A 21,266-nucleotide genomic window follows, 5' to 3' on the forward strand; every position below is an offset into this window, starting at 1 on the left:
ATGACAAGGATTTTCGACAACGCCGCAGACTTCGCGGACGATGCTTTGGACGGATTCGTCGCCGCCAACCGCGGCTATGTTGCCCGCGTGGACGGCGGAGTGGTCCGTTCCACCGAAGTCCCCTCCGGACAGGTCGCCCTCGTGGTGGGCGGCGGCTCGGGACACTACCCTGCGTTCGCCGGACTGGTCGGGCCGGGCCTGGCAACCGCCTCGGCGTGCGGCAACATGTTCGCCTCCCCGGCGGCGGGCCAGGTCTACCGCGTAGCCAAAGCAGCCAACGCCGGAGGCGGCGTCCTGCTCAGCTACGGCAACTACGCAGGCGACGTTTTGCACTTCGGCCAGGCTCAGTTGCGCCTCAACGCGGAAGGCATCGAGACCCGCACCGTGACCGTTACCGACGACATCGCCAGCGCTCCGTTGGACCAGATCGAAAAACGGCGGGGAATCGCGGGCGATCTCACGGTCTTCAAGATCGCCGGCGCCGCGGCCGAAGCGGGACTGGACCTCGACGCCGTCGAGCGCTTGGCCATCAAAACGAACTACCGCACACGCTCGCTGGGGGTGGCGTTCGACGGTTGCACCCTCCCGGGCGCATCGGATCCGCTGTTCCACGTTCCGGCGGGCCAGATGTCCCTTGGCCTCGGCATCCACGGTGAGCCAGGCATCTCCGAGCACAAAATGCCCACCGCTTCCGAGCTCGCCGAACTGCTCGTCTCCAAGCTCCTCGACGACAAACCGGACGACGCCGGAAACCGCGTGGTGGCGATCGTCAACGGCCTCGGCACCGTCAAGTATGACGAACTCTTCCTGCTCTTCGGCAAGATCGAAAAGCTCCTCAGCAAAGCAGGCCTCACCGTGGTGGAGCCCGAGTGCGGCGAGCTCGTGACAAGCCTGGACATGTCCGGTCTTTCGCTCACGCTGCTTTGGCTGGACGAGGAGCTCGAGCAATATTGGGCAGCACCCGCGGACACCCCGGCATTCCGCAAGGGCAACCTCGCGCCCCGCCGGCCCCGCAAGCAAGGGAGCGTCGCCGCGGTGGACGAGTCCGACGTCGAGCAGCCCACCGCGGCTGCCGCCGGACTCGGGCGGCAGGCCGTGGCCGTTCTCGCCCAGGTGCGGGACGTCGTCGTCGAGCATGAAGAAGAACTCGGCAAGCTGGACGCGATTGCCGGCGACGGCGACCACGGCATCGGCATGCGACGCGGCGTCGACGCGGCCTTCGCCGCCGCCGAGACGGCAAGCGGAGCATCGGTGGGGCGGATCCTGACGGCGGCGGGCGAGGCCTGGAGCGAACGCGCCGGCGGAACCTCGGGCGCGCTGTGGGGTTCGGCGATCATCGCGGCAGGACAGGCGCTCGGCAACAAAGCGGGCTACTCCGGCGAGGATGCCGCGGCTGCCGTCACCGGCTTTGTGGACGCGATCACCGAGCTTGGCAAGGCCGAACCTCGCGACAAGACCATGGTGGACGCGCTGCTGCCGTTCCGGGATGCATTCCTGACAGAGTTCGACGCCGGAGCCCCGGTTGACCGGGCCCTCGCGGCTGCTGCTGCGGCAGCCGAGGCCGCGGCAGCTGAGACAGCCGGCTTGCGTCCGCTCAAGGGCCGGGCCCGTCCGCTCGCTGAGAAGAGCCTGGGCCACCCTGATCCCGGTGCCGTCTCCTTCGGGCTGATCACGGCGAGGATCTCACAACATATCGATTCACAGCTGGGCGGTTCACTGCTAGCGCCCCCAGCAGGAAACGGAGTTAAAGCATGACCACATCAGCAGGCTGGCGGATCATCGTCGGCAACGACGAAGCCGGCGTCGAATACAAGCAGGCACTCATGGCACTGCTTGAAGCCGATCACCGGGTGGCGTCCGTAAGCGACGTGGGGGTCGGGGCCAACGACTCCACTGCCTACCCGCACGTTGCCGTGGAGGCGGCACGCAAAGTAGCCGCGGGCGAAGCGGACCGTGCCCTGTTGATCTGCGGAACGGGCTTGGGCGTGGCCATCGCGGCCAACAAAGTCCCCGGAATCCGTGCCGTCACCGCGCACGACAGCTACTCCGTGGAGCGTTCGGTCCTCAGCAACAACGCCCAGGTCCTGACGATGGGACAGCGGGTGATTGGCTTGGAACTGGCCAAGAAACTCGTGGGCGAATGGCTGGGCTACCACTTCGACGAGACATCATCTTCCGCCGCCAAGGTGGACGCCATTTGCTCCTACGAGCCCGATTACACAAAGGCAGTGTGACATGACTGAATCAACAAGCAGCGCCGCAGGCGACGGAAGCGCGGCCCGGAAGATCGCCGTCGTCGGCTCCGGTTACATGGGCGGCGGGATCGCGCAGGTGCTGGCCCTCGGCGGGGCACGCGTGGCGTTGGCGGATGTGTCCGCGGAAATCGCGCAGAAGAACTACGACCGCCTGCTGGTGGAGTCGGACGAATTCGTGGCCGCGGGCCTCTTTCCTGAAGGTTCCACGGCAATCCTGAAAGCCAATCTGTGGGCCGCGAAGGACATCGAAGAGGCCGTGGTGGACGCCGACTTCATCGAAGAAGCCGTTCCAGAGGTCCTCGACATCAAGCACCAGACCCTCGCCCGGATCAGCGCGGCCGCCCGTCCTGACGCCCTGATCGGCTCCAACACCTCCACCATTTCCATCGCCGATCTCGCCGAGGCCGTCGTCGGTCCGGAGCGATTCCTGGGCGTGCACTTCTCCAACCCGTCGCCGTTCATTCCCGGCGTCGAGATCATTCCTCACGCCGGCACCACACCCGAGACCGTGGCCGCGTCCCGCGAACTGGTCCACGCGGCCGGCAAGCAAACCGCCGTGGTCAAGGACGTCACTGGTTTCGTGCTTAATCGGCTGCAATACGCGCTTTTCCACGAGGCCGCGCAGCTGGTGGAGCAAGGGATCGCAACAGCGGACGACGTCGACACCCTCGTCCGTACGACGTTCGGCTTCCGCTTGCCGTTCTTTGGTCCATTCGCGATCGCGGATATGGCCGGACTGGACGTCTACAACTTCTGCTACAAATCCCTGCAGACCGGATTCCCGGAACGCTTCGCCACCCCGAAGATCCTGAGCGACCTCGTCGAGGCGGGAAAGCTCGGGACCAAGACCGGCGCAGGATTCCTCAACGTTCCGGCGGAACGCACGCCCGAACTCATCGCCTACCGGAACAAGGCCTACGTGGCCATGCAGAAGCTCCTCGACGAGCTCGGCCCGGCCCCCATCAACTAGTCCCGACATTCACAGGAGAATACCCATGAGCACCTTCCCCGCAGAACGCACAGCAATCGTCACCGGCGCCGTCTCCGAGCGCGGCATCGGCCGGGCTACCGTCAACTACCTCGCAGCACAGGGCTGGAACATCGGCATCATCGACCTCGACGACGCCCTCTGCAAGAGCACCGCGAAGGAAATCGCCGCCGAATATGGCGTCCAGGCCTATGGCGTGGGCGCCAACGTGGCCGATGAAGCATCCGTGCGCTCGGCGATCGACACGCTCGAGGCCGAGCTGCCGCAGATCGTCGCCCTGGCCAACGTTGCCGGCGTCAGCTCACCCATCGGATACCTGGAACTCGAGCCCGCCGAGTGGAACCGCGTCCTGAACATTAACCTCAACGGCGTCCACTACGCCACCCGCCGCGTGGCCGAGTCCATGGTCAAGAACCGGATCGGACGCATCGTGAACATCTCCTCCGTTTCCGCCCAGCGCGGCGGCGGGACGTTCTCCAAGACCCCGTACTCGGTGGCAAAGGCCGGAGTCATCGGCCTGACCCGCGCAACCGCCCGCGAACTGGGTGAGTACGACATCACCGTCAACGCCATCTCTCCCGGCCCGATCGACACCGACATCATGGGCGGCACCCTCAGCGAGGAACGCAAGGACGAACTCACCAAGGACCTCGTGGTGAACCGCGTTGGCTCCACCCGGGACATCGCCGCCGCCATCGCCTTCCTCATCAGCGAGGACTCCGGTTACATCTCGGGCCAGACGCTGAATGTCGACGGCGGCTTGTACATGCACTGATTCCGGACCGCACCACCCTTTGACATGCCCCAACCCTGACTACTCAGCTCTGATTACTCAACAGTCTTTACTCAAAGAGGAGTTTCGATGTCCCTTGCCAGTTTATCCACGAAGGAGATGCTGGATTCGCCGGTCCTGAGATCGGCGATCCGCAAGGCTGCCACCCGGCTCATGCCGATGCTGGTCATCCTCTATGTGGTCTCCTTCCTCGACCGCACCAACGTTGGTTTCGCTGAAGCCGCCCTCGGCGCGGACAAAGGCGTCTCGGCCGGAGCGTTCGCGCTCGGGGCCGGCATTTTCTTCATCGGTTACGCAATCTTTGAAATCCCCAGCAACCTGCTGCTCAAAAAGGTCGGCGCCAAGATCTGGCTCGCCCGGATCGCGATCACGTGGGGCCTTGTTTCGGCCTGCTTTGCTTTCGTCCAGGGCGAGACATCCTTCGTGATTCTGCGGTTCCTGCTCGGCGTGACCGAGGCGGGACTGTTCCCTGGCGTCATCATGTACCTGGCAGAGTGGTTCCCGAACAAGGTACGCGTGCAGATGTTCGCGATCTTCTACCTCGCCCAGCCGTTCTCCCAGATGATCGGCAACCCACTCTCCGGCTGGCTCATCAACATCGGCGACCAGATTCCGGGCGTCCGTGGTTGGCAGGTCATGTTCTTCACCGAGGGCATCCTGGCCGTGCTCGCTGGCGTTGCGGCGTTCTTCTTCCTGATCAACGGGCCGGAGAAGGCCAAGTTCCTCAACGTCGACGAGAAGTTCGCGCTCAAGGAGATCATGGCGCAGGAAGACACGGTCAAGGATGAAACGGGGCCGCGAGGCGTGTTCGCAGCGATGCGCAACGGCCGCGTTTGGTACTTCACGATCATCTACTTCTGCCTGCAGATCGCCGTCTACGGGGTCACCTTCTTCTTGCCGCAGCAGGTTTCCTCGCTGACCGGCCAGAAGGTGGGCCTCGCCGTCGGCCTGCTGATCGCGGTTCCGTGGTTCTTCGGCATCTTCTCCTGCTACCTGATCGGCCGTGCGGCGAACACCGTTGCCAAGCGCCGCATGTTCGGCACCGTGCTGTTCCTGTCCACGGGTGTCTGCATCCTCGGTTCGGCGTGGGCCGGGACCAACCACCAGCCGGTGCTCGGGCTGATCTTCATCACGCTCGCGGTGTGCAGCTTCCTGGCAGTCGGTCCGGTGGTTTGGGCCTACCCGACGGCGTTCCTCGCCGGCTCCGCGGCCGCCGCCGGTATTGGCCTGATCAACTCGCTGGGTAACCTGGGCGGTTTCGTGGCCCCGATCCTGCGGACCGCGGTCAACAGCGCCACCGCCGACCCCACGGGATCGGCCGGCGTCTACGCACTGGGAATCCTTCCGTTCCTGGCGGCCGCCATGATGCTCGGCACCCGGGCGTTCAAGAACAAGGCCGACGATCTCCTGGGCAAGTAGTCCCTTGTACATCGGTGTCAGCACCAAGATGTACATGGGCTACCGGCACAGCATGTCTTGGCTGGAGCAACTCCGAAATGAAGTGGACGCCCGTCCGGCCCTGGTGGCCGGGCGGGTGGTCCCGTTTGTGATCCCGTCGTTCCCCATGCTGCCCGACGCGGCCCGGATACTGGAAGGCTCTCCGCTGCGCCTGGGCGCGCAAAACTGCGGCTGGGCTGAGGGTCCGTGGACGGGTGAAGTGTCACCGTCATTGCTGGCGGAGCTCGATGTGCGGCTCGTTGAGATCGGACACGCGGAACGGCGGCGGCATTTCGCCGAGGACGACGCCGTGGTCGCCTTGAAGGTCCGGGCCGCGGTGGACGCCGGGCTGACCCCGCTGTTGTGCGTCGGCGAGGAGGCTGTCGCCGATCCGGCAGTGTCGGCGTCGTTCGTGTTCCGGCAGATCTCCGCCGCCGTCCGGGGCGACTGGGCGACGGCGGCCCGCCTGGTTATCGCGTACGAACCGGTGTGGGCCATCGGCGCGGCCGAGCCGGCCCGCGCAGCTTACGTGTCCGACGTCGTCGCTCACCTCCGGGGCTTGCTCGCCGAACATGGCCTCGCCGAGCTGCCGATCATTTACGGCGGCTCGGCCAAACCGGGGCTCCTGCCCGAACTGCAGGGCGTGTCCGGACTCTTCCTAGGCCGCTTCGCGCACGACCCCGCGAACTTCGGGGCTGTACTCGACGAAGCGCTGGGCTTGCCCAAAGCCCTGAGCTTGCCCAACTGAGTCGCATTTGTTGTCGTTTTCAGGCCTCATAACGACAACTAATGCGAGTTAGCTGGGTCGCCACGCTGGCATAGTCCGACAAAACCGCCCAACTGTTCCAGCCCTTCCGGCCGGGTGGGCAGGTAGTTTGTCAGCTCCGGTGAGCGTACGACGACGGCGCGCCACTGACCGCGCGACACCGCCACATTGATCCGGTTGCGTGAGAGCAGGAACTCCATGCCGCGCGGTACCTCGGCTGCAGCGGACGCAGCCATGGACACGATCACGACGGGGGCTTCCTGGCCCTGGAACTTGTCCACGGTCCCGACCCGCACACCGCGAAGTCCGGCCGCCCTCAGTTCGTGTTGGATGAGCTGGACCTGGGCGTTATAGGCCGCCACCACCAGGATGTCCTTTTCAACCAGAGGCCGTTCCTTGGCTGATTCCCGGGAGTCCAGCCACCCCAAGCCAAGGTGTTCCTTGACTTGGCGGACCACCTCCTCGGCTTCTTCGGGCGACTGGGTGGAGTTGCCGCTGTGCGGGACGTAGACGCATTCGACCCCGGCCCGCACTCCGGACAAACGCCGCCCGGAAGCAGCCGGTGCTGAATGCAGCCGGCCATCGTAGGACAGCTCCGACACGGCAGCACACAAATCCGGGTGCATTCGCCACGACGTCGCGAGGAAATAGCCGAGCTCCGCGGGCAGCGTGTGCATGCCGTGGGCCAGCCAGCCGAGAGCAGACTCGTCGACCGGTTCGGGGTGCTTGCCCTGGGTGACTTGGGGCAATTGCTGTGGGTCGCCGAGGAGCAGCAGCCTCTTCGTTGCCCGGCTCACAGCGAGGGTGTTGGCGAGCGAGAACTGACCGGCTTCGTCGATCACGAGCAAGTCCAGGGACTGCGCCGAGACGGTCCGGCCCGTCATGGTCCATGCCGTGCCGCCGATCAAGCAGCCGCCCGGCGATTCAAGCAGTCGTTCAATGTCGTCCTTGGTCTGCTGGTCCCAGGGAACAGGGTCGTCATGCTTCACTTCCTTGGCGATGAGCGCAGGATGCACCCCCGCCCGCACTGCGGCGTGGAGCATGTTCTCGACGACGGCGTGGGACTGTGCAACAACCCCTACCTTCCAGCCAGCACGCACCAGCCGCGCGACAACGTGCGAGCCAACGTAGGTCTTGCCCGTTCCCGGCGGCCCTTGGACGGCAAGGTATGACCGGTCCAGATCCGACACGGCAGCGGTGATGGCGTCCACATAAGCATCGTCGCCGGATCCGACGGCGGGCAGTTCCGCAAGCGTGGCCAGCCGAGGCGGGATCCGGCGCAACAGGTCCAACGCCGGATCCTTTGGCCATGACGGCAGGCTGGCACGCACCTTGACGGCCAGTTCGCTCAAGGCCTTCCGCTGCCCGTCCGTGTTGACTGGAGCATCGGGCGTCAATGCCATGGGAAGCTGCGAGTATTCCTCGGTACCTTTGGGCAGTCGCTCTGAAATGGTCACAACGTCCGAGACGCCGTCGTCAGGCTCCGAAACCGTGCTGCCGTCATAGGGGTCGTCGGGATCGCGGACCTCGATCACCTCTGTGCCGGACATTCCCGATCTGCCGAGGGCGCTTTCGTTCTTGCCAAGGAAGGCATCGGGGAGTGGAGGCCCGTACATCCGGAAGAACTTCTTACCGGGCGCGAAACCGGAGCCGTCGGCGGCGTGGCCGAACAGCCGTACCTTCCGGGCCGGGTTGCTGCGCGGAGTCGGCTTGGCCCAGTCCGCCAGCACTTCGCCGCCTTCCACGATGAAGCAGTCCCTGGTGTCCTCCCACTCTGAGACGGGCCGGTCCAAGCGGTCGAAGTGTCCCCACCAGAATTGCTTGTCTTCCCGGCGGTGAAATCCAACCGCGGCCGCAACCAGCGACACCGCCCGGTTGTCGTCGGATCGGAGCGCTTCGTCCGGCAATTCCGCAAGGTAGTCGAGGAGGGCTGTTTCCTCGGGTGCGGCCTCGTACTTGTCCGGCTCGGTCTCCGCGGGTAGCCCGGGTCCCGAAGCAGCCGGAAGACCGGGTTCAATAGAGCGCTCCGCTGCCAGGCCCAGCAGCCAATTCCGCAGTTCCAGGGTGGAGAGGCAGTCGTATTCGTTGTAGTCGGAGATGCCCGCCAGGATTGTTGCCGCTTCATCTTCGCGGTTCGCGTCCCGGGCCGTGCAGTAGTTGGCGTAGGCAACCACGGAGGCTCCGGCGTCGGTCACGTCACCCGAACGCAAATGCTTGCCCATATACAGGGGTTCGAGTTTCTTGATGCTGTAGGAGTCTTCAGAGATGCGGATGCTGTGCCGCACGGTGTCGTAGAGGTCCACCAGCACGCCTTCGCGCAGGAGGTTGTCCACGGCGGCTTCGCCTACGGTGTGGATGACCGACAGGTTCCGCAGCGCGGTTTTCTCATAGGCAGCGTAGTGGTAGATCCGCATATCCGGATACTTCATGCGGCGTTCTTCCACGTAGTCGAGGAAATCGATGAACGCCTGCCGTTCCTCAGCCCGGGAATGTGCCCAGAACGGCTTGAACACCGGAACTTCGCCCGGCTCCGTCGGATTTTCGATCACCCCGAACAAGTACTCCAGTCCCCAGCGGCCGGTTACCGGGTCTTGCCACAGGGGGTCTCCCTCGAAGTCGAAGAAGATGTCTCCTGCGTCGGGCCGGGGGAGCCGGGCCAAGGAGTTGGACCCCAGGACGGAATAGCTGATGCTCTTCGCCGTGCCGGTCTTATCGGTGTAATTGACGGTGCCATCGGGTGTGGCTGTCCCGGTTTGCAGTCGGGCTTGTTCCTGTAGGCGCCGGGTGGCGGAATCGGCGGCGTCGGGCATCCCAGCAAGGGCGTCGATGTTAAAGATCCCTGCTTCGATGAGCTTCTTGCGCCGGGTGATCCTCATTCCCGCCACCATCAGCAGGTCCCTGTGGAGGCGCACTTGTTCTTTGCAGTAGTCGCAGCGACCGCAAGCGGTGATTCCCGGCGCGCCCCATTGGATAGGCTCCAGCCGCGATCGGTGCGAGTCCGTCAAGGCGAGGAAGCGGTCCCGGCGTTCACGGAAGACCGGCAGCACATCGGCGAGCCGGTGGTTGCTGTGCACATAGTCGAAGCCGCCACGGCCGTCCGATTCAGCAGCGTCCCGACCGGCCGCGTCCCGCTGAATGGTGGCACCCAGGACAAGGGTCAGGTCCGGGGCTGGAGTAATTCCGGCCTTGAGTAGCTGCTCGCCGTAGGCCGCTAGTTGCAACAGCGCGGTGACCTTGGCGTGGCGGGCGAGCTTGGTGTCGTACACCGCGTAGCTGCCGTCCGTCTGCTTGACGAGGAAATCGGACCGTCCGTGAAACTGACCGTCGAAGAACGCGGCCTGGAAGACCACATCCGCGCCGGATCGCAACGCCTCGATGGATTCCGCGTGCTTGGCTTGCAGGGTGGCGCGATCCATCGCTTCGGCGGGAACGACGTCGAACACCCCCTTGCGCGCAAGCGGATCCCAAGTGCCGAACTCGGCCACAAAACGGTCCAGCACCCTGTGCTCGTGAATGTCACCCAGCGCGGCGGTCCGTTCCAGCATTTCGTCGACGTCGAAAGCGGGCTTCTCCGAGCGGCCCAGCTTCTCATCCAACTTGCGCAGCAACTGGTACTCGCAGGTGGAGGCCGTCACGAGGTCGCTGGCGGAAAACACCAAATCCTGCGCTTGCCCTGCATCTACCGAATCGAGAAAAAACACCGTGCCCCCAGACCGTTGAGCTGATGAAGCCAAGCTATCAGTGCGGTCCGACAGTAAGGCAGCCCGGCGGTGGGGGCCAGTTCAGGTGCGGGTCAGCGCAGTGGCGGGGGTCAGCCGCCGAAACGGAGGGTGATCACCAGGCCGGCCAGCGCGACCACGCCGGCCAGGAGCATGGCTGCCATCGGATTACCGAAGTTGAGGGTCCATCCCAGGCCAAAGCGACGCGGAACCATCAGCGCCTGGTCTTCACGGTTGATGTAGATCAAACCACCCCGCCAGAATTTGTCGTCCTCCCGGTGGGTCAGGCCCGTGTCCGCCTCGCCCTCGTCCCGCTCACGGTTGTTCCTGGCCAAAACGACGACGGCGACGGCGACGGCTGCCAGGATCGGGAGCACCACTACCATCGGCGCCCACGGCGTGACGGTTCCCGTCCACATCAGCAGCGAGGATCCCAGCATCGCCAGATCGATCATCGCGAGCAATCCGAGGAGCGCCTTGGCGCCCAAAAGCATGTACCGGCGGTGCCAGCGGGCGGAGCCTACCGGGTGCCCCGGGTCGATGTCGGGCCGGCTGCGGAAGAAGATCGCCGCCGCGATACCCACGAGCAGGGCGGTCACGCCGATCTGCACGAATACCAGTGAAAAGGCGGTGCCGATCGATTTGGCGGCCAGGCGGTTGGGCATGCCTTTCGCACCGTAATGCACCGCGAGCACCTCGGGCATGGACGGGTAGCTGATGACGCCGATCACCACCGTGGCGACAATGACGATCAACGCCGGCGCCAGCCAGAGCCAGGGAAAGCGCGGTGGATCGGTCCGCAGCTCGGTATCCACCGCGATGACTTGGTGGACTCCCTTGTACCAGCCCCCGGCTGCCTTGGCGGTCCGGATCTCGTGGTTGGCCAAGAAGAAGCATCCGTACCAGGCGCCGACCAGCACCACCACGGCCAGCGGCAAGAGCAACGTTTCCCCGGTCACGCCGTACATGGCACTACCGACCACTGCGGCGATGATCCCGCTGAGGAGAACGCGCCAGCGGTAGATGCGGGTCTGCCTGACGACGGCCGGATCCTCGGCACGCTCGGCCGGTACCCGAACCCCGAAAGGCACGGTGGGGCTGTTGATCGAGGGCAGCACCAATGCGATGGCGAGCAGTAGTGCTGACAACGCGGAGCTCACGACGATGGCAACGATCATGGCATGTCCTCTGGCTGCGTGGTTCCAAATGAATCGAGTATCGACCGGCAGGACTTGAGAACTTCGTCGGCCGGCAATCCCCTGGCGACGGCTTCGGCCAGTAGGGTCCGTGCCCTCGCAGTCCACTCCGCGCCGAACGGCGGGTCCGCGACCGTGGGGGTCACCACCGCGCCGGTCTTTCGGTTGAGCTGGATCAGGCCTTGCTGGCGCAATAGGTCATAGGCTTTGTTCACGGTGTGGAAATTGATCCCGAAGTCCGCGGCGAGGGTCCTGGTGGCCGGCAACGAGCTGCCCTCGGCCAGCACGCCGTCGGCGATCGCCTCCACGATCTGGTCCCGAAGCTGCTGGTAGATCGGCACGTCGCTGGCCAGGTCTACGTTGAGGATCATCTCTTCCACCTCCGTCTTTATTATATAAGTTATAGAACAAGTAGCGGAAGATTCCCACCTCCCCGGAAAGCAGGCTTCGAATGACCCAGTCTGACGCCCAAACCTCCCAGACCGCCCAAGATCCCGCCTTCGAAGCCGCGTACCAGGCAGCCCGGAAGAGCCTTGGCGAAGGCGGCATCCCCATTGGCGCAGCGCTCGCCCGCGGCGGTGTGGTGATCGCGAGCGGACACAACGAACGTGTCCAAAACGGCGATCCGATCGCGCACGGGGAAATGTCGGCCCTCCGCGCAGCCGGCCGGCAGAAGAGCTACCGGGACACCACGCTCTATACGACCCTCGCGCCGTGTGCCATGTGCACGGGCACCATCATCCAATTCAAAATCCCGCGCGTGGTGGTGGGGGAAGCCCGCACGTTCGGCGGCGAATTCGAGCTCCTGCGATCCCGGGGCGTGGAGGTGGTGGTCCTCGATGACCAACGATGCGTGGACATGATGCGCACGTTCCAGGAAGAGAATCCGGAACTGTGGGCCGAGGACATCGCCGAGTAATCCCACGGGAGCGCCGAGTAGTCCGGGAAGCAACGAGCAAACAGCATCTGGCCACAGCCAAACCCCAAGCGTAGGCTGACAGCATCGGCGTCGGTGCCGGGGGGTCCGCGTCGATACCCAATCGATCAAGGAGGACTCATGAGTGTTGTGCGCGAATTCATGACCACCAATGCCCAGTGCGTCAAGGAAGACCAGTCGCTGCGTGACGCGGCTGTCCTGATGCGCGATCTGGACGTCGGTTCCCTGCCAATCTGCGGCAACGATGGAAAACTCAAAGGATTCATCACTGACCGCGACATTGTGCTCAGGTGCGTTGCTGAGGGATTGGATGCTGACCGGCTGACCGCGGCAGATCTCGCCCAGGGCACGCCGATCTGGATCGATGCCGACGCCAGCATCGACGCAGCTATCGACCTGATGGAAAAGCACCAGGTCCGGCGCCTTCCGGTCATCACCGACCACAAGTTGGTAGGCATCATCAGCCAGGGCGACATCGCCCGGAACTACACCGAGGAACGCGTAGGCGAATTGGTGGAGCACATCTCCGCCAAGACTCCCATGGCGCAACTGGGCTAACCGCAACTTTCGCACCCATCAAGCGTCACGGCCCCCGGGCCGTGGCGCTTCCGCGTGGATCAAGAAGTGCCGGAAGCTAGAGGAACGCTTCCCGCCCGGTGCCTTCCCGCATCACCAGTTCCCCGTCCTCGATGGACACCAGCAGGCTCTTCGCTTTTCCATGGAGCTTCTTGCTGGCGCTTAACTGACGGCTGGTGACCTCGACGCCCACCGTGGATCCCTTCGCCGGCAGCTCCACGGAAATCTCTGCCGCCATTCCCAGCATCTCCCGGGTAGATACGTCGCGCTCGTGGTGGGCCTCTTTGTGGTTGACGGTGACTTCTACGTCATCGGAGTCAAAGCCGTCCTGCAGGATGATGAGCAGTTCTTGCATGATGCGCCTCTTCCTTGAGTAGCATTCCTGACCGGATCAACGGCGGCTCTTTCCACTACAGCACTCCGCGCCGTCTTTAGGTAGGGCAAAATGTCATGGTGACCCATCTTCCCCAGCCCCAGTCAGCACAGCACCAGTCAGCAGACGCCGCCATCCACGCCCTGATCGCCGAAGAGCTCGGTGTAAAGGCCTGGCAGGTCAAGGCCGCGGTTGAATTGCTCGACGCCGGATCCACCGTCCCGTTCATCGCCAGGTACCGCAAGGAAGTCACCGGGACGCTCGATGACACCCAGTTGCGCGAGCTTGAGGAACGGCTCCGGTACCTGCGGGACCTCGAGGACCGCCGTCGAACGGTGCTTGAGGCGATCGCCGCGCAAGGCAAGCTGACCCCGGAACTGGAGGCCGCCGTCGTCGGGGCCGATACGAAGTCGCGGCTCGAGGACATCTACCTGCCCTTCAAGTCCAAGCGCCGCACCAAAGCGCAGATCGCCCGCGAGGCCGGCCTCGAGCCGCTCGCCGACGCGCTTCTCGCGAACCCGCAGCTTGAACCTGAGCGCGAGGCCGCCAAGTACCTCAACGCCGAGCACTCCATTGACGATGCCTCCGCGGCCCTCGCCGGCGCCCGCTCGATCCTCGTGGAGCGGGTCTCCCAGGACCCCGATCTCGCCGAAACGCTGCGCGAGCGGTTGTGGACCCAGGGCCGGATGGTGTCGCGCGTGAAGAAGGGCCAGGAAGCCGAGGGGCAGAAGTTCAAGGACTACTTCGAGTTCTCCCAAGTGCCTTCCGGCATGCCCGGCCACCGCGTTCTCGCGCTCTTGCGTGGCGAGAACGACGGCGTCCTTGAGCTTGACCTCGCCGAGGCAGAACCAGCCGACGACGACGCCCTGGCCGCCGCCCGCGGCCGCTACGAGAACGCTGTGGCCAAGTGCCTCGGGGTCGCCGAGCGCGGCCGGCCCGCCGATTCCTGGCTAGTCCAGACGGCACAGATCGCCTGGCGCTCGCGCATCCTGGACCGCCTGAGCAACGATCTGCGGGGCCGCATGTTCGCGCAGGCCGAGGACGAAGCCGTGCGCGTCTTCGCTGCTAACCTCCGCGATGTGCTGCTCGCGGCTCCGGCCGGCAACCGCGCAACGCTGGGCCTGGACCCGGGGCTGCGGACGGGCGTGAAAGTGGCGGTCGTCGATGGCACTGGAAAAGTCGTAGCCACGGATACCGTCTATCCGCACGCTCCGGCAAAGAAGTGGGACGAGGCTTTGGTGACGCTGGAGCGCTTGGCGCGACAGCACGGCGTCGAACTCGTCGCGATCGGCAACGGCACGGCGTCGCGCGAGACGGACAAGCTCGCGGTGCAGCTCATCAAGTCGCTGGCAGCATCCGGCGGTCCCACGTTGCAGAAACTCGTGGTGTCCGAGGCCGGTGCCTCCGTGTACTCGGCGTCCGCGCTCGCGGCCGCTGAACTGCCGGGCATGGACGTTTCCTTGCGCGGAGCCGTTTCGATCGCCCGGCGTCTGCAGGATCCGCTGGCCGAATTGGTGAAGATCGAACCGAAGTCGATCGGCGTGGGGCAGTACCAGCACGACGTCACGGCGGCGAAGCTGGACCGTTCCCTGGACGCCGTCGTCGAGGACTGCGTGAATGCGGTGGGCGTGGACGTCAACACGGCGTCGCCCGCGCTCCTGGCGCGGGTGGCCGGCGTCGGGCCGCTCCTGAGCGAGAACATTGTGGCGTACCGCAACGAAAACGGACCGTTCGCCAAGCGTGCCGACCTCAAGAAGGTGCCGCGGCTGGGTGCAAAGGCGTTTGAACAGTGCGCGGGCTTCCTGCGGATCACCGGGGGAGCGGAACCGCTCGACGCGTCCAGCGTCCACCCGGAAGCCTATTCGGTGGCGAGGAAGATCGTGGCTGCTGCGCACGGAGCTCCCGTGTCTTCACTGGACCCGCAGGCATTCGTGGACGGGACGTTCGGGCTGCCCACCGTGCGGGACATCATGTCCGAGCTCGAAAAGCCGGGCCGTGACCCCCGTCCGGCATTCGCCGCGGCGACGTTCTCCGAAGGCATCGAGAAGATTTCGGACCTCAAGCCTGGCATGATCCTGGAAGGCACCGTCACCAATGTGGCGGCGTTCGGGGCCTTCGTGGATGTCGGAGTGCACCAGGACGGCCTGGTCCACGTCTCCGCGCTAGCCAACAAGTTCGTGTCGGATCCCCGCGAAATCGTGAAATCCGGACAAGTGGTGCGCGTGAAGGTCCTGGAAGCGGATCCGGAGCGGAAGCGGATTTCGCTCACCCTTAGGCTCGACGACGAACCCGGCACCCCGGGCGGATCCGGTTCGCGGGGCGGCGGGCGTGACCGCGGCCCGCGCGGTGGTGAGCGCGGTGAGCGGCGCCCGGCGCCGCAGGCTGGACAGGGCGGTCGCAAGGCGGCTCCAGCGAAGGCGGCTCCTCAGGCGCCGGTCAACACGGCAATGGCGGAAGCACTGCGCCGGGCCGGGCTGGGGAAGTAGCCGCGGCCCCCCGTCCTCCACGGTGATTTCGAAGCAATGCTGCCGATTCCCGAAGCATGAGTGGCATCATGTAGAAGGTCAGAAGCTTGCGCCAGGGGGAGGCCGTGTTTCGAATGAGCAAGCGGAGGGAACGCTCTCAGACGTCCATGCCCCGATGGTGGCTGCTTGTCATCATCGTCTTGGAGGCCGCTGTTGCCTTGACGGCTGGCCTTCCCTTGATGCTGGGCGAAGAACCCTGGGACGACCTCGGTTGGCCCGTCTGGATTCCGGATGTCATTGCGTTGCTCGTGGTTCCCGTCGTGGTTTTCGCGTCGTTTTCTTTGGTGCGGCAGCAGTTCCGGGAGCGCGCTGAAGCGTCCCGGACCACCCGCCTGATGGATACGGTGCTGACCACAAGCAGGGAGTGGTTGTGGGCCATAGGACCCGACGGGCGCTTCACCTTCTCGAGCCCGGCGGGAGCGGAGTTGACCGGGTACGAGCCTGCCGAAATACTGGGCAGGCATTTCAGCCTGATCATTGATCCCGACGAGCTAGCGGACGCCCTGCAAGCCCTGGCTTCCACCCAAGACACTGCCGCCGGCTGGTCAGGACTTCGCGCCGTGTGCCGCCACAAGAACGGCAGCAGGGTCCTGGTCGAGGTGTCCGGAAGGTCACTTCTGGACGCCGCGGGCCGGCCTGCCGGCTTCGAAGGAACGAGCAGGGCCCTTGATCCCGGGACAGCGAACACGCTCGCTGCCGGAGAGATCAGGAGCCGGATCGAAGCGACGCTCGCTGGGCGTTCCTTGATGACGGCGTTCCAACCCATCCGCTCCCTGGAATCAGACTCGATCACTGGAGCCGAAGCCTTGACTCGGTTCCCGGGATCTCCGAGCATTTCCCCCGAGGTGATGTTCGCCGAGGCTACCGCCGTCGGACTGGATGTTGAGCTTGAGATTCTTGCCCTCGAGACCGCACTCGCGGCTGCGAAGGGGCTGCCACTCGCGCTGTCGGTTTCTGTGAATCTCTCACCACGGGCATGCCTTGACGCGAGGCTCTCCGATATTCTCGCGGACTCCGGAATATCGACGGGCCGGATCGTGCTCGAGGTGACAGAACGCCACCACGTTGTTGACTATGGCCCTCTCGCGGCGGCGCTTGCACCTTTGCGAAGCCGTGGATTGAGGATCGCCGTTGATGACGCAGGTGCTGGCTTTGCGTCCATGCGCCACGTCCTGCTCCTCAAGCCCGATGTGATCAAGCTGGACAGGGAGATCATCGCCGGCATCGACACGGACCCGGGCCAGCGGGCCTTGGGGGCGGCCATGGTCGGCTTCGCGAAGGAAATCGGCGCAACCCTGGTCGCCGAAGGGATCGAAACCGAAGCCGAGTTAACCGCAGTAGTCGAGCTCGGCATGACGGCCGGGCAGGGCTACCTTCTCGGGCGGCCCTCCGTGCGGCCGGAGGACTGGGCACACTGGGGTGGGGCGTTCAACTAGTCCCCACCGGCTCCCAGCCTTCGCAAGCTCAGGCAGGGTCCCTCGCCGGCGTGGGCCCTCGCGGTAGGTGTCGTTTTGAGGCCTGAGAACGACACCTACTGCGAGTTAGTTGCGTTAGGGATGGCCTGCGCTGGCACTCAATTTGCTGCCAACCAACACCTTGCCCGGGCGCTCGTCCGCCGAGGGACTAAGTAACCGGAACGACCAATGAACTATGGCAGCACTCCGGTCCCTCATATCAGGAACCACAGGCCGCCGTCTTCACCAAGGGCCTAACGGCCATCTTTGATGAAACTACTCATTCGTCCCAAGTAAGAACACTCATTTTGCCGCAGAACAACACTCAATTCGGCACTTTGAGTACCTAGTCGCAACTTTCCTCTAACAAATGCAAATTACGATGGTCACTCACTTGCTACAACTCAAAGGGGAGAGAAATGAGCATTGGGAAGAAAATTCGACGCGTCATTGCGGTTGTGGTGACAAGTGCCGCTCTGTTGCTCGGTGGAATGAATGGCGCAACGGCGGCAACTGTTCCAGCGCCACCGCAGCCAATAACAACGTCGCAGTTGCAAACACCTGAACAGATTCAAACCGCGATTTCTCAGGCGTTCGACGGTGATAGCAACGGTCTAGCTTTGCTCCTTGAAAGTCCTCAGGTCTCGGAGACGCAAGCAGCGCTAAAAATCCGGCTTGAAGCGCGAGACGGCTTTCCCCGTGGACACTTCCTGGCAAACAAAAAGGCACCCGGCGGCGCGGTTGCCCCTATGTCGACGGGACGGTATGACTATTACTGCACGGGCTATAACGGAGTCACCATAGGATGGAACGGCAAGCAGATCCTGGCCTGTCACGGATGGCTTGATACCTATATCTCGGGCCGCCACGTTGCACACTACAACCCGGATCTGATTCCCCGTGGCGGACCGGTGTCAATAGGATGTGCGTATGCAGGGTTTGGTGTAATCGTGTCTCTTATGGGACCGATAGGAGCAATCGGTTGGGCCGCCTACGGTGCGGGTGTCCTTTTCGCGGCGGGAGGGGTGGTCATTTCTTGTGGATAAGGTGAAAACGACGCCTTGGTCGGCCATCATCACGACCCAGTTGGTTGCAGCGCTTGGGCTGCTGGCGTTGCTCGTTCGATTCGACGCCCGCTGGTATGACTACATTTGGGTTGTCGCCTTGGTGGCCTACGAGATCTTGGTTATGCGGTCGCTCGTCCGTCGGCAGAACAAGTAGCCGCTACGACTTAAACGACGGCGGCGCCCTTGTTCCTTTACTCAGGAACTGGAGCGCCGCCGTCGTTCGCGACTAGCCGAGCCGCTACGGTGCCGGGATCGGGAAGAATGCCCGCGGATCCTGCAACAAGGCCGGGTTGTCGAAGTCCGTGCGGTCGATGATCTTGGTTACCTCGAAGTTGCGGCCGAAGCGGCCGTCTTCGAGGGTGATCGGCCGTCCGTGGATCTTGCCCAGGGCAAACTTGGCGCCGCCCTCGATGGGGACGAGGACAGGCGTGTTGCCGGGGAGCGTCCGGAAGGCCTCGTCCTGGCGCTGGCGGTTGCGTGTGGGCTTCTTCACCAGTTGCTTCGGGGCCTTGCGGGCGGTCTTGCCCGGCCGGCGGGACGTTTCCGAAGCGTAGACGAACTGGTAGCCGTCGCCGTCGCTGTTGGCCGCCTTGGCCTTGCCTGCTGCCGGCATCCCCACCTTGTCGATCTTTTCGGGTTCAACATCGCCCACCGGGGCGCGAAGAACCCAGATGAAGTCGTCGTAGGGGTCTTCGGGAATGAACTCGTGCCGAGGCTCGGGCCAAAGGTACTCAAGGTCCTTCGGGGTGTCCGGGAAGAGCTCGGCGTAGAAGCGGGGCTCCTTCTGGAGCAGCTTGGAGCGGTGGCTCAGGTGGAAATCGGCGTCGCCCAGCCAAGGCGGCATCGGAATCTTGGAGGCATAGTCCGGGTGGGCTGCCTGGGGTGCGAACTCGGTGATGCTGGCGCGGGTGTTGTCCGGATTGCCCCGGGCGACCCATTCGTCCACCATGGCCAGACCGTAGAGAGTGAGCGCGGGGACGTAGCCCATCCACATGCGGATAGCGGGGTGGGACGGCCGGCCGAACTCAGGGATCACCAGTGCGCGAAGGATCTGCAGTGCTTCGACACGCTGCTTGCCAAGCCTTGCGGTGTCCAAGACGGCAGCACTTTGCTTGAAATCGGGGAACGGGAGGAAGGTCTGCATCCTTTCAGTTTGGGGGCCGGACGGCGTAGATCCAAGTTGACGCGGTGTGGCCTTCCCCTCGCTCGTGTTAATGGCGCCCTCTGATTGACGTTGGCAGGGATACTTGTCCCATGGAAGCCCCCTCGGAAACCTATGCCGGGAATTGGCCGGCGCGTGCGGTTCTGGGGACAGTCGACCGCGCTCGCGGCGCGGTCATTGCCCGCCGCTGGCAGCACCATCCGGTATTCGGGTCCCTCCTGCGCAGAATCAACCGCTTTCTGCCCTGAACCCGCTTTGGCTGGGCGTTCAGATGGGGCGCGTTGAGTATTCGTCCTACTCTTGTCGGGTGGAAACTTTTGGCGAATCGACGACGACGGCGGCACCTCCAGTTGCCGAACTGCACCTACACATCGAGGGGACGCTTCAGCCCGAGCTGATTTTCGCGCTCGCGGAACGGAACGGGATTGAGCTTCCGTACGCGGATCTGGACGAGTTGCGTGCACGGTACGAGTTCACGGATCTGCAGTCGTTCCTGGATCTGTACTACGCCAACATGGCCGTGTTGCGCACCGAGCAGGATTTTGCGGACATGACCAGGGCTTATTTGGCGCGCGCGGCGGCCGGTGGCGTGCGGCACGTCGAGGTCATGATGGACCCGCAGGCGCACATCTCGCGTGGGGTGGCCCTGGAAACGTGCGTCAACGGTGTGGCGTCCGCACTCGCGACGTCGGTGGAGGAGTTCGGCGTCTCGACGCTCCTGATTGCCGCGTTCCTGAGGGACATGTCCGAGGAATCTGCGCTGGAGGTTTTGGATCAGCTTCTAGCCATGGGGGCGCCGATCGCCGGCATTGGCCTGGATTCGGCCGAGGTGGGCAATCCGCCGTCGAAGTTCGAACGACTGTACCGCCGCGCGGCCGAGGCCGGACTGCGGCGGATTGCGCACGCAGGCGAGGAAGGCCCTGCTTCCTATGTGTACGAGGCGCTCGATCTGCTTGGCGTCGAGAGGATCGATCACGGCATCCGCTGCATGGAAGATCCGGCCTTGGTGGAGCGGTTGGTGGCCGAGCAGGTTCCGCTGACAGTGTGCCCCCTGTCCAACGTCCGGCTGCGCGCGGTGGATACCCTGGCCGATCACCCTTTGCCTGCAATGCTGGCAGCCGGGCTGAACGTCAGCGTGAATTCTGACGATCCCGCGTACTTTGGCGGCTACGTGGACGACAACTTCGCGCAACTTGTCGCTGTGCACGGGTTGTCTGTTGGGGACCGGGCGCGCCTAGCCGCGAACTCGGTGCGTTCATCGTTCGCGGACGAGGCCCGGAAGGCTGAACTGTTGGCCGAGGTTTCGGAGTGGGAAAGGGCATCGGTCGGTTAGTCAGTCGCGGGCACGGCGTGGAAACGGGCGGCAGGAATCCCGGGTGTCATCTTGGTAGCACGGCGTCCGGAGGCTGAGGCGTGGTGATCGGGTCCGCGTGTCGATGCACGAGTGCCCAAGTGTCGCCTTCAGGGCGATAGATGCTCGTTACCCGCAGTTCAAAGGGCGATATTTCAGATCCCCCTCCGACCTTGGCCTGCCAGTGTTCCAAGTCCAGAAAGCAAGCAAGACCGGGAGTGACGTGCTTTGTGAGCGTATCAACGGCGGTGACGTGTCCATCTTCGAAGCGTGCTGCGGCTGAATCGAGGGCCACTGATACTTGATCCCAGCCAACTGCCGGAGGACCCCAAGGATTCGCAAGGGACACATCCTCGCTGTGGGAAAAAATGGCCTTGGCGGGTTCCGGATCGCCTTTGGCAAACTGATCTAGCGCTTGATGAAACTGGTCAATGACCTCGTCAAGCTGCATTTGTTCCACCTTCTGACTGATTGGCGCATCTGGAGTAGTAGGCGAATCTTAGCGGCTCCGCGCCCGGCCGTCACCGGTCCCTGAATCTTCCCAACGGGCGGAGCTCCAGCCGCACTGTCATCAGCGGGCACGTCATAACCCAGGGTTCAAGGGGCTATCGAGGGTACCCCAACAGCTAGTTACTGACCGGTAGCCGAGACCCTTCCATCACTTGTG

Annotated in this window: 20 protein-coding genes; 14 read left to right on the plus strand and 6 right to left on the minus strand. The window is 64.1% G+C overall.

What is annotated here, in order from left to right; translation table 11 throughout:
• From dhaL to ACFVTG_RS13000, 6 genes are all read left to right on the plus strand, one after another.
• The gene (gene dhaL, locus ACFVTG_RS12975) at positions 1–1,755 is read left to right on the plus strand and encodes a dihydroxyacetone kinase subunit DhaL (RefSeq protein WP_390280970.1); all 1,755 of its coding nucleotides are present in this window, start codon (positions 1–3) and stop codon (positions 1,753–1,755) included.
• Entirely contained in the window at positions 1,752–2,234 is a 483-nt protein-coding gene (locus tag ACFVTG_RS12980) for a ribose-5-phosphate isomerase (RefSeq protein WP_390280972.1), read from the plus strand. The genes dhaL and ACFVTG_RS12980 overlap by 4 nt, the downstream gene beginning before the upstream one ends.
• A gap of 1 nt (position 2,235) precedes the next feature.
• On the plus strand, positions 2,236–3,225 hold the full coding sequence (locus ACFVTG_RS12985; RefSeq protein ID WP_390280974.1) for a 3-hydroxyacyl-CoA dehydrogenase family protein: 990 nt from the start codon (positions 2,236–2,238) through the stop codon (positions 3,223–3,225).
• A gap of 25 nt (positions 3,226–3,250) precedes the next feature.
• The gene (locus ACFVTG_RS12990; protein WP_390280976.1) at positions 3,251–4,018 is read left to right on the plus strand and encodes an SDR family NAD(P)-dependent oxidoreductase; all 768 of its coding nucleotides are present in this window, start codon (positions 3,251–3,253) and stop codon (positions 4,016–4,018) included.
• A gap of 87 nt (positions 4,019–4,105) precedes the next feature.
• Positions 4,106–5,455, plus strand: coding sequence for an MFS transporter (locus ACFVTG_RS12995; protein ID WP_390280978.1), 1,350 nt, complete (start codon positions 4,106–4,108; stop codon positions 5,453–5,455).
• A 4-nt stretch (positions 5,456–5,459) separates the two neighbouring features.
• Positions 5,460–6,221, plus strand: a complete 762-nt coding sequence (locus ACFVTG_RS13000) for a triose-phosphate isomerase family protein (protein ID WP_390280980.1) — start codon at positions 5,460–5,462, stop codon at positions 6,219–6,221.
• 38 nt (positions 6,222–6,259) lie between these two features.
• Here ACFVTG_RS13000 and ACFVTG_RS13005 read toward each other — a convergent pair whose 3' ends face one another.
• The 3 genes from ACFVTG_RS13005 to ACFVTG_RS13015 all read right to left on the minus strand — a co-directional run bounded on the left by ACFVTG_RS13005 (position 6,260) and on the right by ACFVTG_RS13015 (position 11,525).
• Positions 6,260–9,940, minus strand: coding sequence for a TM0106 family RecB-like putative nuclease (locus tag ACFVTG_RS13005; RefSeq protein WP_390280982.1), 3,681 nt, complete (start codon positions 9,938–9,940; stop codon positions 6,260–6,262).
• A gap of 110 nt (positions 9,941–10,050) precedes the next feature.
• Complete coding sequence (locus ACFVTG_RS13010) at positions 10,051–11,136, minus strand: DUF1648 domain-containing protein (RefSeq protein WP_390280984.1); 1,086 nt, start codon at positions 11,134–11,136, stop codon at positions 10,051–10,053.
• Entirely contained in the window at positions 11,133–11,525 is a 393-nt protein-coding gene (locus ACFVTG_RS13015; RefSeq protein ID WP_284751488.1) for a GntR family transcriptional regulator, read from the minus strand. Before ACFVTG_RS13015 ends, ACFVTG_RS13010 begins: the two co-directional genes overlap by 4 nt.
• 80 nt (positions 11,526–11,605) lie before the next feature.
• Here ACFVTG_RS13015 and ACFVTG_RS13020 point away from each other — a divergent pair, with 80 nt between their 5' ends.
• Both ACFVTG_RS13020 and ACFVTG_RS13025 read left to right on the plus strand, forming a co-directional pair.
• Positions 11,606–12,073 carry a nucleoside deaminase gene (locus ACFVTG_RS13020; RefSeq protein ID WP_390280986.1) on the plus strand — a complete coding sequence of 156 codons (468 nt, stop codon included), beginning with the start codon at positions 11,606–11,608 and terminating at the stop codon, positions 12,071–12,073.
• 138 nt (positions 12,074–12,211) lie between these two features.
• On the plus strand, positions 12,212–12,649 hold the full coding sequence (locus ACFVTG_RS13025; protein WP_284751490.1) for a CBS domain-containing protein: 438 nt from the start codon (positions 12,212–12,214) through the stop codon (positions 12,647–12,649).
• Positions 12,650–12,725: 76 nt separating this feature from the next.
• Here the strand turns inward: ACFVTG_RS13025 and ACFVTG_RS13030 are convergent, their stop codons facing one another.
• Entirely contained in the window at positions 12,726–13,022 is a 297-nt protein-coding gene (locus tag ACFVTG_RS13030; RefSeq protein WP_284751491.1) for a hypothetical protein, read from the minus strand.
• 95 nt (positions 13,023–13,117) lie between these two features.
• Here ACFVTG_RS13030 and ACFVTG_RS13035 point away from each other — a divergent pair, with 95 nt between their 5' ends.
• From ACFVTG_RS13035 to ACFVTG_RS13050, 4 genes are all read left to right on the plus strand, one after another.
• Positions 13,118–15,526 (plus strand): Tex family protein, encoded by a 2,409-nt coding sequence (locus ACFVTG_RS13035; RefSeq protein WP_390280989.1) that lies wholly within the window; start codon positions 13,118–13,120, stop codon positions 15,524–15,526.
• A 113-nt stretch (positions 15,527–15,639) separates the two neighbouring features.
• Positions 15,640–17,001 (plus strand): EAL domain-containing protein, encoded by a 1,362-nt coding sequence (locus tag ACFVTG_RS13040; protein ID WP_390280991.1) that lies wholly within the window; start codon positions 15,640–15,642, stop codon positions 16,999–17,001.
• A gap of 437 nt (positions 17,002–17,438) precedes the next feature.
• Entirely contained in the window at positions 17,439–18,065 is a 627-nt protein-coding gene (locus tag ACFVTG_RS13045) for a hypothetical protein (RefSeq protein WP_390280993.1), read from the plus strand.
• On the plus strand, positions 18,058–18,240 hold the full coding sequence (locus ACFVTG_RS13050) for a hypothetical protein (RefSeq protein WP_390280995.1): 183 nt from the start codon (positions 18,058–18,060) through the stop codon (positions 18,238–18,240). The genes ACFVTG_RS13045 and ACFVTG_RS13050 overlap by 8 nt, the downstream gene beginning before the upstream one ends.
• 84 nt (positions 18,241–18,324) lie before the next feature.
• On the opposite strand, the gene ACFVTG_RS13055 is transcribed toward ACFVTG_RS13050, so the two are convergent.
• Positions 18,325–19,230 (minus strand): MSMEG_6728 family protein, encoded by a 906-nt coding sequence (locus tag ACFVTG_RS13055; protein WP_390280997.1) that lies wholly within the window; start codon positions 19,228–19,230, stop codon positions 18,325–18,327.
• 110 nt (positions 19,231–19,340) lie between these two features.
• Here ACFVTG_RS13055 and ACFVTG_RS13060 point away from each other — a divergent pair, with 110 nt between their 5' ends.
• Positions 19,341–19,496 (plus strand): hypothetical protein, encoded by a 156-nt coding sequence (locus ACFVTG_RS13060; protein WP_390280999.1) that lies wholly within the window; start codon positions 19,341–19,343, stop codon positions 19,494–19,496.
• A gap of 59 nt (positions 19,497–19,555) precedes the next feature.
• The gene (locus tag ACFVTG_RS13065) at positions 19,556–20,581 is read left to right on the plus strand and encodes an adenosine deaminase (protein ID WP_390281001.1); all 1,026 of its coding nucleotides are present in this window, start codon (positions 19,556–19,558) and stop codon (positions 20,579–20,581) included.
• A 46-nt stretch (positions 20,582–20,627) separates the two neighbouring features.
• Here ACFVTG_RS13065 and ACFVTG_RS13070 read toward each other — a convergent pair whose 3' ends face one another.
• Positions 20,628–21,050: a YybH family protein gene (locus ACFVTG_RS13070; protein ID WP_390281003.1), complete on the minus strand. Its 423-nt coding sequence runs from the start codon at positions 21,048–21,050 to the stop codon at positions 20,628–20,630.
• Positions 21,051–21,266 lie beyond the last annotated feature (216 nt).

The sequence above is a fragment of the Arthrobacter sp. NPDC058127 genome (genome assembly GCF_042884555.1).
Lineage (GTDB): Bacteria > Actinomycetota > Actinomycetes > Actinomycetales > Micrococcaceae > Arthrobacter.